The sequence below is a fragment of the Asticcacaulis sp. YBE204 genome, assembly GCF_000495855.1.
Lineage (GTDB): Bacteria > Pseudomonadota > Alphaproteobacteria > Caulobacterales > Caulobacteraceae > Asticcacaulis.
This window is the reverse complement of the sequence record NZ_AWGF01000022.1, coordinates 38,480-52,777: the sequence shown is the minus strand read 5'-3', so window position 1 is coordinate 52,777 and position 14,298 is coordinate 38,480. Positions and strand designations below refer to the sequence as shown.

General features: G+C 60.2%; 11 protein-coding genes. 9 read left to right on the top strand and 2 right to left on the bottom strand.

Annotated features, from left to right (window positions below; all coding sequences use genetic code 11):
* The first annotated feature begins 10 nt into the window (after window positions 1-10).
* The 3 genes from AEYBE204_RS38945 to AEYBE204_RS38935 all read left to right on the top strand — a co-directional run bounded on the left by AEYBE204_RS38945 (window position 11) and on the right by AEYBE204_RS38935 (window position 4,316).
* Window positions 11-757, top strand: a complete 747-nt coding sequence (locus AEYBE204_RS38945; protein WP_023464106.1) for a 16S rRNA (uracil(1498)-N(3))-methyltransferase — start codon at window positions 11-13, stop codon at window positions 755-757.
* Between the two features lie 186 nt (window positions 758-943).
* A complete protein-coding gene (locus AEYBE204_RS38940; RefSeq protein ID WP_023464105.1) occupies window positions 944-2,314 on the top strand; it encodes a glutamate--cysteine ligase in 1,371 nt (456 codons plus the stop codon).
* Window positions 2,315-2,453: 139 nt separating this feature from the next.
* Window positions 2,454-4,316: a peptide MFS transporter gene (locus AEYBE204_RS38935; RefSeq protein ID WP_155908519.1), complete on the top strand. Its 1,863-nt coding sequence runs from the start codon at window positions 2,454-2,456 to the stop codon at window positions 4,314-4,316.
* A gap of 182 nt (window positions 4,317-4,498) precedes the next feature.
* Here AEYBE204_RS38935 and AEYBE204_RS38930 read toward each other — a convergent pair whose 3' ends face one another.
* Both AEYBE204_RS38930 and tldD read right to left on the bottom strand, forming a co-directional pair.
* Window positions 4,499-6,454: a TonB-dependent siderophore receptor gene (locus tag AEYBE204_RS38930; protein WP_023464103.1), complete on the bottom strand. Its 1,956-nt coding sequence runs from the start codon at window positions 6,452-6,454 to the stop codon at window positions 4,499-4,501.
* Window positions 6,455-6,695: 241 nt separating this feature from the next.
* Window positions 6,696-8,135, bottom strand: coding sequence for a metalloprotease TldD (gene tldD / locus AEYBE204_RS38925; RefSeq protein ID WP_023464102.1), 1,440 nt, complete (start codon window positions 8,133-8,135; stop codon window positions 6,696-6,698).
* Window positions 8,136-8,561: 426 nt separating this feature from the next.
* On the opposite strand from tldD, the gene coxB reads away from it, so the two are divergent.
* The 6 genes from coxB to AEYBE204_RS38900 all read left to right on the top strand — a co-directional run bounded on the left by coxB (window position 8,562) and on the right by AEYBE204_RS38900 (window position 14,080).
* Window positions 8,562-9,482, top strand: coding sequence for a cytochrome c oxidase subunit II (gene coxB, locus AEYBE204_RS38920; RefSeq protein ID WP_023464101.1), 921 nt, complete (start codon window positions 8,562-8,564; stop codon window positions 9,480-9,482).
* 24 nt (window positions 9,483-9,506) lie between these two features.
* A complete protein-coding gene (ctaD, locus tag AEYBE204_RS38915; protein WP_023464100.1) occupies window positions 9,507-11,198 on the top strand; it encodes a cytochrome c oxidase subunit I in 1,692 nt (563 codons plus the stop codon).
* Between the two features lie 84 nt (window positions 11,199-11,282).
* Window positions 11,283-12,281 (top strand): heme o synthase, encoded by a 999-nt coding sequence (gene cyoE, locus AEYBE204_RS38910; protein WP_023464099.1) that lies wholly within the window; start codon window positions 11,283-11,285, stop codon window positions 12,279-12,281.
* Between the two features lie 4 nt (window positions 12,282-12,285).
* Entirely contained in the window at window positions 12,286-12,450 is a 165-nt protein-coding gene (locus AEYBE204_RS40765; RefSeq protein WP_023464098.1) for a hypothetical protein, read from the top strand.
* Window positions 12,450-12,986 (top strand): cytochrome c oxidase assembly protein, encoded by a 537-nt coding sequence (locus tag AEYBE204_RS38905; RefSeq protein WP_023464097.1) that lies wholly within the window; start codon window positions 12,450-12,452, stop codon window positions 12,984-12,986. Before AEYBE204_RS40765 ends, AEYBE204_RS38905 begins: the two co-directional genes overlap by 1 nt.
* Window positions 12,987-13,204: 218 nt before the next feature.
* A complete protein-coding gene (locus AEYBE204_RS38900) occupies window positions 13,205-14,080 on the top strand; it encodes a cytochrome c oxidase subunit 3 (RefSeq protein ID WP_023464096.1) in 876 nt (291 codons plus the stop codon).
* Window positions 14,081-14,298: the final 218 nt, after the last annotated feature.

Below are 14,298 nucleotides of genomic sequence, written 5' to 3'. Positions count from 1 at the left end.
TTCAGTCGCTATGATCCGACTGTTTATCGCCGAAACCACGCCGCCCTTCGCCGAGGGGCTCGTCTTCCCGCTCAATCCCGATCAGGGCCGCTACGTCGCGCTCGTCATGCGGCTGAATGTGGGCGACGAAATCAGCGTCTTCAATGGTCGCGAAGGCGAATGGACCGCGCGGCTGAACGCCGTGACCAAGAAGCGCGTCCATGTCGAGCTGATCACCAGAACCCGCGTACAGACGGCCCCAGACAATCCGCCGAAGTTGTTGATCGCACTGGTGAAACGTGCGCGTCTCGAAACCATAATCGAGAAGGCGACCGAACTGGGAGTCGGTGAAATTCAACTATTGATTACGCGTCGGACCAATGCCGATCACACCAATGTCGGGCGTTTGCAACTGATCGCGCAGGAGGCTGCCGAACAGACCGAACGGCTCGACGTGCCGGAGGTTCTGCCGCCGGTGAAGCTGGATGTGTGGCTGAAGTCGGGGACGGATACGGTCATCTATGGCGACGAAGATTCGACGCATGAGACCGATGCGCGCACCATCCCCCCGATGATCGAGGCGCTGACGGCCGTGGGCGAGGGGCCGGTGGCTCTGCTAATCGGTCCGGAGGGCGGGTTCGACGACTATGAGCGCGACACCTTGCGCGGTTTGCCGAACGCCTATGCCGTCAATCTGGGCCCGCGCATCCTGCGGGCCGATACGGCGGCCATCGCCGCCCTGACCCTTTATCAGGCGGTACGCGGCGACTGGAAATAGTTTAGTCGATCTGACTTGTGCCTCCCGAAACTTGCGCCCATATAGCCTTTGAATTGTAACACGGAAGCGAACGATTCAGGCCCCGGTCTGTGGTCGCAATCCATTTCATTAGTTATTCAGAGCCTGTCCCGAAAAGTGTCTAGCGGTTTCGGATACAGACAGGCGCAATTAAAGCGAGGGCCGGGCGTGGCTGATAAGACGGATGCGGAGCCGATCGAGATTCATCGGCAATTGCTCGACTATTTCGCGTCCGGGGAAAAGCCCAGCGACCAGTGGCGTATCGGGGCCGAGCACGAGAAATTCGTCTTCCACCACAACGATCTGCGCCGCCCGAAATACGACGGTCCCGACGGTATTCAGGCCTTGCTCAACGGCCTGATGCGTTTCGGCTGGGACGGCGTTTACGAAGGTGACAATATCATCGCCCTGATGCGCAACGGCGCCTCGGTGTCGCTGGAACCGGGTGGGCAGTTCGAGTTGTCCGGCGCGCCGCTGGAGACCATTCACGACATCTGCGCCGAGACAAGCCAGCACCTCGACGAGGTCAAGGCCGTCGGCGGAGAACTGGGCCTCGGTTTCCTCGGCGTCGGTTTCTCGCCGCTGTGGACGCGCGAAGAAACCCCCGTCATGCCCAAGGGCCGCTACAATATCATGCGCGCCTATATGCCGAAGGTGGGCAATCTCGGCCTCGACATGATGCTGCGCACCTCGACGATTCAGGCCAATCTCGACTACGCGTCCGAAGACGACATGGTGCTGAAATTCCGTACCTCTCTGGCCTTGCAGCCGATCGCCACGGCCCTGTTCGCCAATTCGCCGTTCACCGAAGGCCAGCCGAACGGCTTCCTGTCGGCGCGCGCCAATGTGTGGACCGATACCGACGCCGACCGTACAGGGATGCTCGATTTCGTCTTCGAAGACGGCTTCGGTTACGAGCGCTATGCGCAATACGCCCTTGATGTACCTATGTATTTCGTCAAACGCTATGGTGCGCCGAACGGCGGCTATATCGATGCGTCGGGGCAGTCGTTCCGCGATTTTCTCGAAGGTCGTCTGCCGGCGCTTCCGGGTGAGCGCCCGACCATCGATGACTGGGCCGATCACCTGACAACCCTGTTCCCCGAAGTTCGTCTCAAGAAATATCTGGAAATGCGCGGCGCCGACGGCGGTTCGTTAAGCAAGATTTGCGCCTTGCCCGCGTTATGGGGTGGCATCTTCTACGATCGCGCGGCGCTGGAAGCCGCGTGGGATCTGGTCAAGGATTGGTCCAGCGCCGACCACAACGCGCTTCGAGCGATGGCCGCCAAAACCGGTTTGCACGGCGAGATCGCCGGACGCCCGGTGAAGGACGTGGCGACGGACATGCTCACAATCGCCGAAGGGGGCTTGAAGCGCCGTCATCGCCTGTCGGGCGGTATGGTCGATGAAAGCGGCTATCTGGCTGAATTGTTTGAGATCGCCGACAGCGGCATTACCCCCGCCGAGCGTCTGCTGGCCAAATATAATGGCGAATGGCAGGGTGACCTTCGCAAACTATACACAGAAGAAGCCTATTAAGGCTGGATGCGGTTTCGCCTGAAACGGAACTAAGCTTGCCAACCGGTTAATTTGCTGCTCCTATCGCGGCAAATGTAACTGTCTGCGCGTTAAAAGGGCCCGGTATATGCCGCCCCCGCAGGCTTTCCGGGGCAAATATATGCTGAATATCGTTCTGTTTGTGGGGATTCTGATCACCTTGATCACCGTCCCCACCGTCCTGATCCAGATGCGAAAGCATCCCAAGGGGCTGTTCGTCTGTTTCTTTGCCGAAATGTGGGAGCGCTTCTCCTTCTACGGCATGCGCGGCCTGTTGATCTTTTATCTGACGCAGCATTTCCTGTTCAACGATGACAAGGCCAACGATATGTACGCGTCCTACGCGACGCTGGTCTATCTGCTGCCGCTGGTAGGCGGTCTTGTGGCCGACCGCTGGATCGGGACGCGCCGCGCCATCATCTTCGGCGGTCTGCTGCTGGTCGCCGGTCACTTCGGCATGGGCTTGGAAGGCAAGGCCAATATCCAGACCCTGACCTATCAGGGCGCGACCTACGAGTTCGTCCGCGAAACCGATAGCCCGTCGGCGCCGCTGAAACTCAAGGTCGGCGACGCGACCTATGATTACGCGACCTCGACCACGGGCATGGAAATCAAGGGCCTTCCGGCCGGTTCGGCCTTGCCGACGGTACTGCCGACCGGTGGTTACGAACTGGGCAAAAAAGTCGTCACGCCGTGGGCCGAACACGCCTTCTACCTGTCGCTGGGCCTGATCGTCATGGGTGTCGGCTTCCTCAAGCCGAATATCTCGACCATTGTCGGTCAGCTTTATCCCGAAAAGGACCCGCGCCGCGATTCGGGCTTCCAGCTCTATTATTTCGGCATCAATCTCGGCTCGTTCTGGGCGGCCATTCTCTGTGGCTATCTGGGGCAAACGGTCGGCTGGTGGGCCGGTTTCGGTCTTGCCGGGGTCGGCATGCTGGCCGGTCTGCTGTGGTTCATCCTCGGTAAGGGCATGCTGCAAGGCAAGGGCGAGGCGCCCTATCCTGAGAAACTTACGCAAAAGGTCGGTGGTATCACCAAGGAGCACCTGATCTATATCTTGGGTATCCTCGGCGTGCCGGTCATCTATTTCGTCGTTCAGCGCCACACCATCGTCGGCATGGCGCTGGGTATCGGCGCGTTCGGCATTCTGGCCTATGTCATCACGACCATGGTCACCAAGCTGACCAAGGTCGAGAACTTCCGCCTTGGCCTCGCCATGATCCTGTCCCTGTCCTCGGTGGTATTCTTCACCCTGTTCGAACAGGCGGGCTCCTCGCTTAACCTCTTCTCCGAGCGTAACACCAACCTGACCGTGCTGGCCGATCCGGTCATCTGGACCATGCTGGGCAAGACCTTCGTCATGGCCTCGTCCGAGCAACTGGCGGCGCTGACGCTCGCGCCGGGTTATGTGTGGATCGACGGCGGCCTGACGGCCTCGCAAACGCAATCGTTCAACGCCGGTTTCATCCTGATCTTCGCGCCCATCTTCGCGGCGATCTTCACCTTCCTCGGCAACCGCGGCAAGGACCCCGATCCGGTCAAGAAGTTCGCCTTCGGTCTGGCCATGGCCGGTCTCGGCTTCCTCGTGCTGGTCTGGGGCAAGGGCTTCGCCGACGGCGCCTTCCGTCTGCCGCTGGTCTTCCTGCTTCTGACCTACCTCTTCCACACCTGGGGGGAACTGGCCCTGTCGCCGGTCGGGCTGTCGCAACAAACCAAGCTGTCGCCGACCATCCTCGTCTCGACCATGATGGCGATCTGGTTCCTCGGCTCGTCCGGCGCGCACTTCCTCGCCGGGATCATTGCCAAGATGGCCTCGACCGAAACCGTCGGCGGTCAGGTGCTGGACGCCGGTGCGGCGCTCAATACCTCGTTGCAAACCTTCAGCCTGATCGGTTGGTGGGGTGTGGGCCTCGGTGCCTTCCTGTTCGTCCTGTCTTTCTTCATCTCGAAGTGGGCCTACGGCGCCAACGACACTAAGTAAGGGAAAATCGAGGTCTTTGGCCGATTAATACGCAGTCTGCGCTTGCAGGTACTTTAGTACCTGCGGCGCTTGCCGGCTATTATTCGACTCAAATCTCTCGACTTTCCGGTCCGGAGTCGGATCAGACAAAAACCCCGCTCGGAGTGATCCGGACGGGGTTTTTGTTAGAGGAGGGGGCTGTTTTACAGCTCGTTGCGGATACGCAGGTAAAGCTTCGGTTCGGAGTCGCGGCGCGTCGATTCCTCGTAGCTGACCGCCGTCCGGTCGCGCAGGCCGTCATAGCGGATCAGGTCGTAGCTGGTCGTGCGCGAACCCAGATTTTGCAGTTCCGTGCGCACCGAAAGTTTAGGCGAGGGCTTGAACTCGGCATAGAGGCTGACCCACGGCGAGCCTTCCGAACGGCTGGTCTCCTTCGAGCGCCAGGCGCTGTTTTCCCAGCCACGATCGACCGACCACCCCCACGACATACCCGGTAAATCCTGATTGAAGCTGAACGACAGGGTCATCGGCGTCTGGCCGGAGATACGGCGTCTTTCACCCGTCACCGGATCGGTGATGGCCGAGTCGTTCCACGCGGCGTTGACGCGCAACATAGCATTGCTCAGATAGGCATCAACGGGCAGGTTGAGCTGCGTAGATATCTGCTGGTTCTCACCGTCGCCGACATTGCCGATGATGTCGCCTATGCCGCCGTTCTGCGTATAAAGCGGGACGCGCTCGACCGCGTCGTCGATGTCGTTCTGCGACAGCCGCACGACCAGTTGCCCTTTGTCCCAGAAGCGATAATCGACGCTGACCTCGTTCGTCCATTGCCGGTAGGGCACCAGATCGAGCGGATAGAGCAACTGATCCGGCTTCTCGTACTGCCAGTTGGCGATAGCAACGAAATCGCCGTAGCCGATATAGCCGACTTCGCGGGTGCGGCTCAGGCGTACCTGCAAGGTCTTGTCCGGCTTCCATTGCAGGCTGAGGCGCGGTTTGGGGTAGGCGTAGCTGCGGGCCGCCTGATAGTTGCCGCGATGGCGGAATTCCATACTTTCGACCGCCACACCGCTATCGATGCTCAGGACCTCGCTGGGGCGCCAGTTGCCCGACACATAGAGCGAGCCGCGCTGCTCCTCGCCACGCGTGCGGTTGGTGCCGGGCAGTTCGTTTTCATCGAGCCACGAGCCGACCGACTGGCTGCGGGCGTCGAAGCCGTTATAGCGTTGCTCGCCCCCGGCTTGCAGGCTCAGGGCCTTGCTGTAGCGCCACGTCGCCTGCGCCGACAGATTGCCTTCCGAGGTCAGCTTGTCTTCCTCGTAATGCGAGAAATAGTCGGGTTTTTGCCGGTCGGTCTGGTTGGTGGTGTCGTTCGACTTGGCGCGGGCATTGACGCTGATCTTGACCTGTGGCGTGAGGTCTTTCTGATACTGGCCTGAAAGTTCCTGAGAAAAGCTTTCGCTTTCGCGCTGCTCGTATTCGGTGACGCCGTTCTCATAGACCGCATCGAAGCCCGACTCGGCGTAGCGCAACTTGCCTTCCATCGACAGGCGACCACCCTGAATCGGCCCGGCCCAGGCCAGACGTGCCTCGGCCCCCTGATTTTGCCCCTGCGAATCGAGATGCTGATGACGCACGGTGCCGTCGGCCTGGGTGGTCAGCTTTTCGCCGTGACCCGTGCCGTCGTCATTGTTCTGATAGAGATTGACCCCTGCCTCGACATTGCGCCCTCCGGCGTTCTTCTGCCACGTAAAGCCCAGTTGCGGCTTGACCTTGCCGTCGGTGTAGACATTCGCCGAACTCGTCACCGTGACGACCGGCTTTTTCATCGACTTACGGACAATATTGATCAGTTCGGCATGACCTTGCATGTCGTAGTCTGCCGTCCCCGCCGGGATGCGTTCGATACGTTCGACCTGCGCCATCGGCAGGCGATTGAGGGCATCGGACAGGTCGTTGGGGCGCTCGCCGTCGATCAGCAGATTGCTGTTGCCACCGGAGCCGGTCAGGATGAAGTTCGGGATATATTTGACGGCATCGGCCGCCGACTGCACGGGCTTACCGGCGAAATCGCCGATGGTGTAGTGGGTCGCCGCCATGACCGGCGTCGCCGCCAAAGCCAGAACGCATACCGATGTCAGCCATAACCGCCGCATAAGACCCCTGAATTTCCGCACACACACATTGTATTAGTCCTTCGCCGGGCGGTGGCTACGCCACCTTGGCCGCCGCCTCAATGGCGGCTTGAGCGGAATGTCATTCCGCTCTAACAGCAATAAACGGCAATTATGCCGTTATCCGTCGCACCGGGCAAGTCCGGAATGACCGCAACTGCAAAATGCGTGAAAATTACATCAGGCTTTACAAATGGTTAAATGTGTAACCTGACGGCATTTGTCACGATGTGCCACCCACCGTCAGGCCGCGGATTTTCAGGGAAGGCTGGCCGATCCCGACCGGCAGGCTCTGGCCCGCCTTGCCGCAGGTGCCGACGCCGGGGTCGAAAGCGAAGTCGTCGCCGACCATCTCGACCTGCTGCATGACCGCCGGGCCGTCGCCGATCAGCGATGCGCCCCTGACCGGGGCGGTGACCTTGCCGTCCTCGATCAGATAGGCCTCGGTACACTGGAAAACGAACTTGCCATTGGTAATGTCGACCTGACCGCCGCCGAAATTGGTGGCGTAAAGCCCACGCTTCGTATTGGCGATCATGTCGGCCAGTTTGTCATGGCCCCCCGTCATGAAGGTGTTGGTCATGCGGGGCAGAGGCTGATGCGCGTAGGACTGACGCCGCCCGTTGCCGGTGGCCTCGACACCCATCTGCCTTGCCGACAGGCGGTCGTGCATATAGCCGACCAGAATGCCGTCCTCGATCAGGGTCGTGGCTTTCGTCGGTGTGCCTTCGTCGTCGATATTGAGCGAGCCGCGTGCGTCCCTGATCGTGCCGTCGTCGACCACTGTGACGCCACGGGCGGCGACCTGTTGCCCCATTTTGCCGGAAAAAGCCGAGGTGCCCTTGCGGTTGAAATCGCCCTCAAGGCCGTGGCCGACGGCTTCGTGCAACAGGACGCCGGGCCAGCCGGGGCCCAGGACGATGTCCATTTCACCGGTAGGCGCGGGGATGGCGTCGAGATTGACCAGCGCCTGACGCAGGGCCTCATCGACCTGCGCCTGCCATTTCTTCGGATCGGTCAGGTCGAACACCGAAATGCGCCCGCCGCCGCCGGAAGATGCCGTTTCGCGGTGACCATCCTTTTCGACCGATACGCCGATCGAAAGCCGCACCAGCGGGCGGTAGTCGTGGTATATCTCGCCGCCCGCACGCAGAATGGTGATGTGACGCTGATCCGCGGCTACCGAGGCCGAGACCTGAACCACGCCGGGATGCAGATCGCGGGCATAGGCGTCGATGGCCTGCAACAGGGCGATCTTGTCGGCGAAAGGCATTTCGCCGATCGGGTCGTGATCGCCATAATGCCGTTGATTGGAGCGCGGCGGGTTGTGGCCGACCGAGACATTCACCGCCGTGCCCTGCTTGGCCAGAACCGCCGCGTCGGCAGCGCGCTTAACGGCTTCCAGGCTCAGTTCGGCGGCATTAGCGAAACCGGTGGTTTCACCCGCCACGACGCGCAGACCGAAACCCTGATCGGCGCCATAGGTCGCACCTTTCAAACGGCCATCGTCGAAGACGAGGGATTCGCTTTCACGCGACTCTATATAAATCTCGCCGTCATCCGCGCCTTCCAGAGCGCGCTCCAGCACCTGACGGCAGCCCTCAAGATCGAGGGCACGCACAGAATCGGGCAGGGCGGAATCGACTAAATCATTAAGGCGCATGGCGTATTCGGTCTCGGTTGAGTCTTTGGATTCATGTAGGGCAGGGCGACTCAAAAGGCCATAACCCCGCGCAAAATATAACCGTCCGCAAAGCCTCGCCGCGACAAAAGCGCGCAGGTCTTGTGGCCTGATCGGGACAATCCGCGACAATATGGCCAAAAGGTGGAGAAAGACCCTGCGGCGGGCAGGGAATACGCTTTTTAGCCCTTTGCAATTCGCCGATATGGCATTATGGGGAACACTAGACAAAGGTGTGACTCTGTGTCCCGTGCGGGCGCATGTCGCACCCGTGACCGAGGATTAACGGCGTGTCGCGACGTTCCTGCGATTTCAAGACAGGAACGGCAGGCGCCCAGATTGAGGAATTTACGCATGGGCATCCGAAGGCTGACTTTGGCTAGCTTGGGGGCCGGTTTAGCGGCAGGGATGGCGGCGAGCGCCGCCTTTGCCAAGGAACTCGAAGGCCTGCCGACCGACAAGGCGATCCATCTTCAGAAGGGTTTTTCCGAGCTGAAGCACGACGCCGTCAGCTTCCACGACCTGATTCTGATGCCGGTCATCACCGTCATCACGCTGCTGGTGCTGGGCCTGCTGATCTGGATCGTCGTCCGCTACAACAAGCGCACCAATCCCGTCGCGGCCAAGTTCTCGCACAATACCGCCATCGAAGTCGCCTGGACCCTGATCCCGGTGGTGATTCTGGTGGTCATCGCGTTCTTCTCGTTCGCCCTGCTGCGCAAATATAACGACATGCCGACCCCCGACGTGGTGGTCAAGGCGACGGGTTATCAGTGGTACTGGGCCTACGACTACCCGGAACTGGGCGTCGAAGGCGTCGAATCGCGCCTCCTGCCCGAGGCCCGCGATCTCAAGACCGCCCACGCGGCCAAGGTGCCGTATCTGCTCGGCGTCGACAATGAACTGATCGTGCCGGTGGGCAAGGTCGTTCAGGTACAGGTCACCGGCTACGACGTCATCCACGCCTTCGCCCTGCCGGCCTTCGGTCTCAAGACCGACGCCGTTCCGGGTCGTCTGAACTCGACCTGGTTCCGCGCCGAAAAGACCGGCATCTTCTATGGTCAGTGTTCGGAACTGTGCGGCGTCGATCACGCCTTCATGCCGATCGCTATCCGCGTGGTGACGCCGGAGCAGTTCGACGCCTACATCGTCAAGGCGGGAGGCAAGACCAAGGCCATGCTGGCGACGGAGGCCGCAGCGGCCAGGATCGAAGCGGAAAAAGCGGCGGCGGATGCAGCGGCGGCTTCGAGCGCGACCGCAGCCTCTGCCACGGCTGATGCACCTGCGGGCGAGGCTGCCGTTTCGGCTGCGGCCCCCGCCGTTCAATAATTCAGAATAAGAGAGACGAACGTCATGGCATCGAATGCTTCAGTCGCTCATGATCACGATCACGCCCACGGGCACGATGATCACGACCACAAACCCGGTTTCTTCGCGCGCTGGTTCCTGTCCACCAACCACAAGGACATCGGCACGCTCTATCTGATCTTCGCGATCTTCGCCGGTCTGGCCGGCGGCGCCCTGTCGGGCCTGATCCGCTGGGAACTCTACGAACCCGGCATCCAGATTTTCAACGACAAATCCTTTTTGGCGCAACTGGGTATCTTTCAGGGCAAGCACGGCTTCAACTCCGTCGTTACCGCCCACGCCATCCTGATGATCTTTTTCATGGTCATGCCCGCCATGATCGGCGGCTTCGGCAACTGGTTCGTGCCGATCATGATCGGCGCGCCGGACATGGCCTTCCCGCGCCTGAACAATATTTCGTTCTGGCTGCTGGTCGCCTCGTTCGTCCTGCTGTGCTTCTCGCTGTTCACGCCGGGCGGTCCCGGTGGTGCGGCCGAACACGGCTTCGGCGGCGGCTGGACCATGTATCCGCCGATGTCGACCAAGGGCAGCCCCGGTGCGGCGATGGATCTGGTGATCTTCTCGTTCCACCTGTCGGGTGCGTCCTCGATCCTTGGGGCGATCAACTTCATCACGACCATCTTCAACATGCGCGCCCCGGGCATGACGCTCCACCGCATGCCGCTGTTCGCCTGGTCGGTTCTGGTCACCGCCTTCCTGCTGCTGCTGTCGCTACCGGTCTTCGCGGGCGCCATCACCATGCTGCTGACCGATCGCAACTTCGCCACGGCCTTCTTCGACCCGGCCGGCGGCGGCGATCCGGTCATGTACCAGCACCTGTTCTGGTTCTTCGGTCACCCGGAAGTGTACATCCTGATCCTGCCGGGCTTCGGCATCATCAGCCACGTGGTGTCGACCTTCTCGAAAAAGCCCGTCTTCGGTTATCTGGCCATGGCCTATGCGATGGTGGCCATCGGTTTTGTCGGCTTTATCGTGTGGGCGCACCACATGTACACGGTCGGCATGGGCTTCAATCTGCGCGCCTATTTCGTCATGGCGACCATGGTCATCGCGGTGCCTACGGGGGTCAAGATCTTCTCGTGGATCGCGACCATGTGGGGCGGCTCGATCGACTTCAAGGTCCCGATGCTGTGGGCCATCGGCTTCATCTTCCTGTTCACCCTGGGTGGCGTGACCGGCGTGGTGCTGTCGAACGCCGGTATCGACTACTCTCTGCACGACACCTATTATGTCGTCGCGCACTTCCACTACGTGTTGTCGCTGGGGGCGGTGTTCGCCATCTTCTGCGGCTTCTACTACTGGTACGAGAAGATGTTCGGTATCAAGTACAATGAACTTCTGGGCCAGTTGCACTTCTGGATCATGTTCATCGGCGTCAATCTGGTCTTCTTCCCGCAGCACTTCCTCGGTCTGCAAGGCATGCCGCGCCGCTACGTCGACTATCCGGAAGGCTATGCCTACTGGAACAAGGTGTCGTCGATCGGTTACGCCATCACCGCTTTTGCCGTCCTGATCTTCCTGATCATGATCGTCGAGTCGGTCATCCGCCGCCGCAAGGCCGATGCCAATCCGTGGGGCGAGGGTGCCACGACGCTGGAGTGGACCCTGTCATCGCCGCCGCCGTACCACCAGTTCTCGGAACTGCCGGTCATCAAGGACGACGACGGTCACCACTAAACCAACCCAATGGGTTGAAACACCGGGGGGTGAGGGGTAAGCCTTCATCCCCCGAACTTTTATGTTCCAGACCAAGAGTATCCCGTGAACGCCGACACCGCGCATATCGAAAAGCCGACACCTGAAACCCCTAAGGCCGCCCATCCGGCCTACGGGCAAAAGGCCCTGCGCGGCTCTCCGGCTGACTATTTTCAGTTGCTCAAGCCGCGCGTCATGTCGCTGGTGGTGTTCACCGGTCTGACCGGGCTTGTCGTCGCGCCGGTCGATATCAACCCGTTTCTGGCCTTTATCGCGGTCCTGTGCATCGCGCTGGGTGCCGGTTCGGCGGGGGCCTTGAACATGGCCATCGAAGGCGAGACCGACGCCCTGATGCGCCGCACCCGCACACGTCCGGTGGCCGCCGGTCGCGTCTCGAAATCAGATGCCATGGCGTTCGGCGGCGTGCTGGGTTTCCTGTCGGTCGCCATGATGTGGCTGTCGATCAATGCCTTGGCCGCCGGTCTTCTGGCTCTGACCATCCTCTATTACGTCGTCTTCTACACCCTGATCCTGAAGCGCCGCACGCCGCAGAATATCGTCATCGGCGGAGCCGCAGGTGCCTTTCCGCCGGTTATCGGCTGGGCCGCCGCCGCCGGTCACGCGCCGCTGGAGGCGTGGATTCTGTTCGCCATCATCTTCCTGTGGACCCCGCCGCACAGCTGGGCGCTGGCGCTCTATACCGCCGAAGACTATGCCAAGGCGGGTATCCCGATGATGCCGGTTGTCAAGGGCGCGAAATCGACGCGCCTGCAAATCCTGCTCTACAGCCTGATCATGGCCCCGGTTGCCTGCCTGCCGATCGCCTTCAGCATGGGCGGCCTGATCTATGCGGTCGTCTCGGTTCTGGGCGGGGCCTTTTTCATCTTTCTGGCGGTCAAGCTGTTCCTGTCGCGCGCGGGCGACCACCCCGAAGGCGGCGAAAATTCGCTTTACGACGTCAAGAAGGAAGCGCTGGCGGCGCGCAACCTGTTCGCCTTTTCGATCCTGTATCTAACGGCGCTGTTCGCGGCGCTGCTGTTGCACCACGCCTTTGCCGGAGTCTAAATCCATGAGCGATTCCAAAGACCTGTTTCCCGACCCCGAAGCCGACAAGAAGGCCTATCTGGCTGCGCAAAAGCGCCGCAACATCGCCATCGGTCTGTCGCTGTTCGCCTTCGTCGTGTTGGTCTTCCTCGTCTCGCTGACGCGCATGATGCAGAACACGCCGCATTGATGAAGACGCTCACCCGCAACCAGAAGGTCGTCCTCTACTGCCTGCTCGGTCTGGCGGGGATGTTCGGCATGGCCTATGCCTCGGTGCCGCTATACCGCATGTTCTGTCAGGTGACCGGCTTCGACGGCACGACCCAGCGTGCCACGGCCGAAGCCTCGCACGTTACCGACAAGAAGATCCGCGTCTATTTCGACACCAATGCCAACAATATCGACTGGAGCTTCAAGGTCGAAACGCCGGTTCAGGATACCCTGATCGGCAAGACCAATATGATTTATTTCACGGTCAAGAACGAATCGGATCAGCCCGTCACCGGCCGCGCCAGTTACAACGTCCTGCCCGAATCTATGGGTGGCTTCTTCATGAAGCTTCAGTGTTTCTGCTTTACCGATCAGACCCTGAAGCCCGGCGAAACACGCACCTTTCCGGTCGTCTACTATGTCGATCCCAAGATGCTTGAGGACATCGACGCCAAAAACACCAGAGACGTGACCCTGTCCTATACGTTCTTTCCATCCGAAATCTCGAAAAAGTAAAACTGTTCAATGTGTTGCGCGGATATGTTCCGTTGTGTGACGATGTGTCGCATATGGGCATATTGTCTCAAGAAAAACGCCGCTTCGGATTGTGTTCAAAACCGATTTGGCCTACATCTTGAGCTAACTAAGTTCGGCTACCGCAAGGTCCGGCGACGATAAAAAATCTGCCGTCATCTCGTTCAGGGGGATCGGCGCATCGAGGTGAGTTGACGACTATGGCCAATGACGCCGTAAAACACGATTATCACATCATCAACCCCAGCCCGTGGCCGCTGCTTGGTTCGCTGTTTGCGACCGTCATGTTCCTTGGCGTCGTGGTGTGGATGAAGGGTCTGGGCTTCGGCCAGCTCGACAAGAGCCCGGTCCTCTTCGGTATCGGCCTGCTCGGCGTACTCTACGTCATGTTCGGCTGGTGGCGTGACGTGATCAAGGAATCGAAGGCGGGCGATCATACCCCGGTCGTTCAGATCGGTCTGCGCTATGGCATGATCATGTTCATCGCCTCGGAAGTCATGTTCTTCGTGGCCTTCTTCTGGATTTTCTTCGAAGCCGTGCTGTTCCACGAACACCGCGCTGGTATCCATTCGGCGATCGAAGAAGTCCGCAATTCGTGGACCACATGGCCGCCGAAAGGCATTGAGGCCGTTTCAGCGTGGCAATTGCCGCTGGTCAACACCCTGCTTCTGCTGCTGTCGGGCACCACGGTGACCTGGGCGCACCATGCCCTGCAACAGGGCGACCGCGAAGGCACCAAGTGGGGCCTGATCCTGACGGTCATCCTCGGCGTGGTCTTCACCGCCGTTCAGGGTATTGAATATCATCACATCCTGCATCACCATCTGTTCTTCAACGAAGAAGCCGCCAACTCGACCCTCTATGGTTCAGCCTTCTTCATGGCGACCGGTTTCCACGGTTTCCACGTCCTGATCGGGACCATCTTCCTCTTCGTCTGCCTGTTGCGTCTGCTGGCCGGTGGCTTCACCCCGCAAAAGCACTTCGGTTTCGAAGCGGCGGCCTGGTATTGGCACTTCGTTGACGTGGTGTGGCTGTTCCTGTTCGCCTTCATCTATGTGATCTTCGGCGCGCACTAAAATCAACGTTTACGGCTGAATATTTCAGGCGGCGGACACCGGCAACGGTGCCGTCGCCTTCGGCTTTTTAACCTCCGGCAATAGGGATCATGACGGTCAAGCTGTTTACCTTATATCCCTCCCTGCAAAGCGGGGAGGGGGGACCGCGAAGCGGTGGGTGGGGCAAGCCACGCAAAGAATGCCCCCTCCGTCGCGGACTACGCCGCGCCACCTCCCCC

Coding starts and splice junctions, on each gene's coding strand:
- AEYBE204_RS38935 (WP_155908519.1), top strand. CDS start 2,454: ATGCTGAATATCGTTCTGTTTGTGGGGATTCTGATCACCTTGATCACC.
- AEYBE204_RS38930 (WP_023464103.1), bottom strand. CDS start 6,454: ATGCGGCGGTTATGGCTGACATCGGTATGCGTTCTGGCTTTGGCGGCG.
- coxB (WP_023464101.1), top strand. CDS start 8,562: ATGGCGGCGAGCGCCGCCTTTGCCAAGGAACTCGAAGGCCTGCCGACC.
- tldD (WP_023464102.1), bottom strand. CDS start 8,135: ATGCGCCTTAATGATTTAGTCGATTCCGCCCTGCCCGATTCTGTGCGT.
- ctaD (WP_023464100.1), top strand. CDS start 9,507: ATGGCATCGAATGCTTCAGTCGCTCATGATCACGATCACGCCCACGGG.
- AEYBE204_RS38905 (WP_023464097.1), top strand. CDS start 12,450: ATGAAGACGCTCACCCGCAACCAGAAGGTCGTCCTCTACTGCCTGCTC.
- AEYBE204_RS40765 (WP_023464098.1), top strand. CDS start 12,286: ATGAGCGATTCCAAAGACCTGTTTCCCGACCCCGAAGCCGACAAGAAG.
- AEYBE204_RS38945 (WP_023464106.1), top strand. CDS start 11: ATGATCCGACTGTTTATCGCCGAAACCACGCCGCCCTTCGCCGAGGGG.
- AEYBE204_RS38900 (WP_023464096.1), top strand. CDS start 13,205: ATGGCCAATGACGCCGTAAAACACGATTATCACATCATCAACCCCAGC.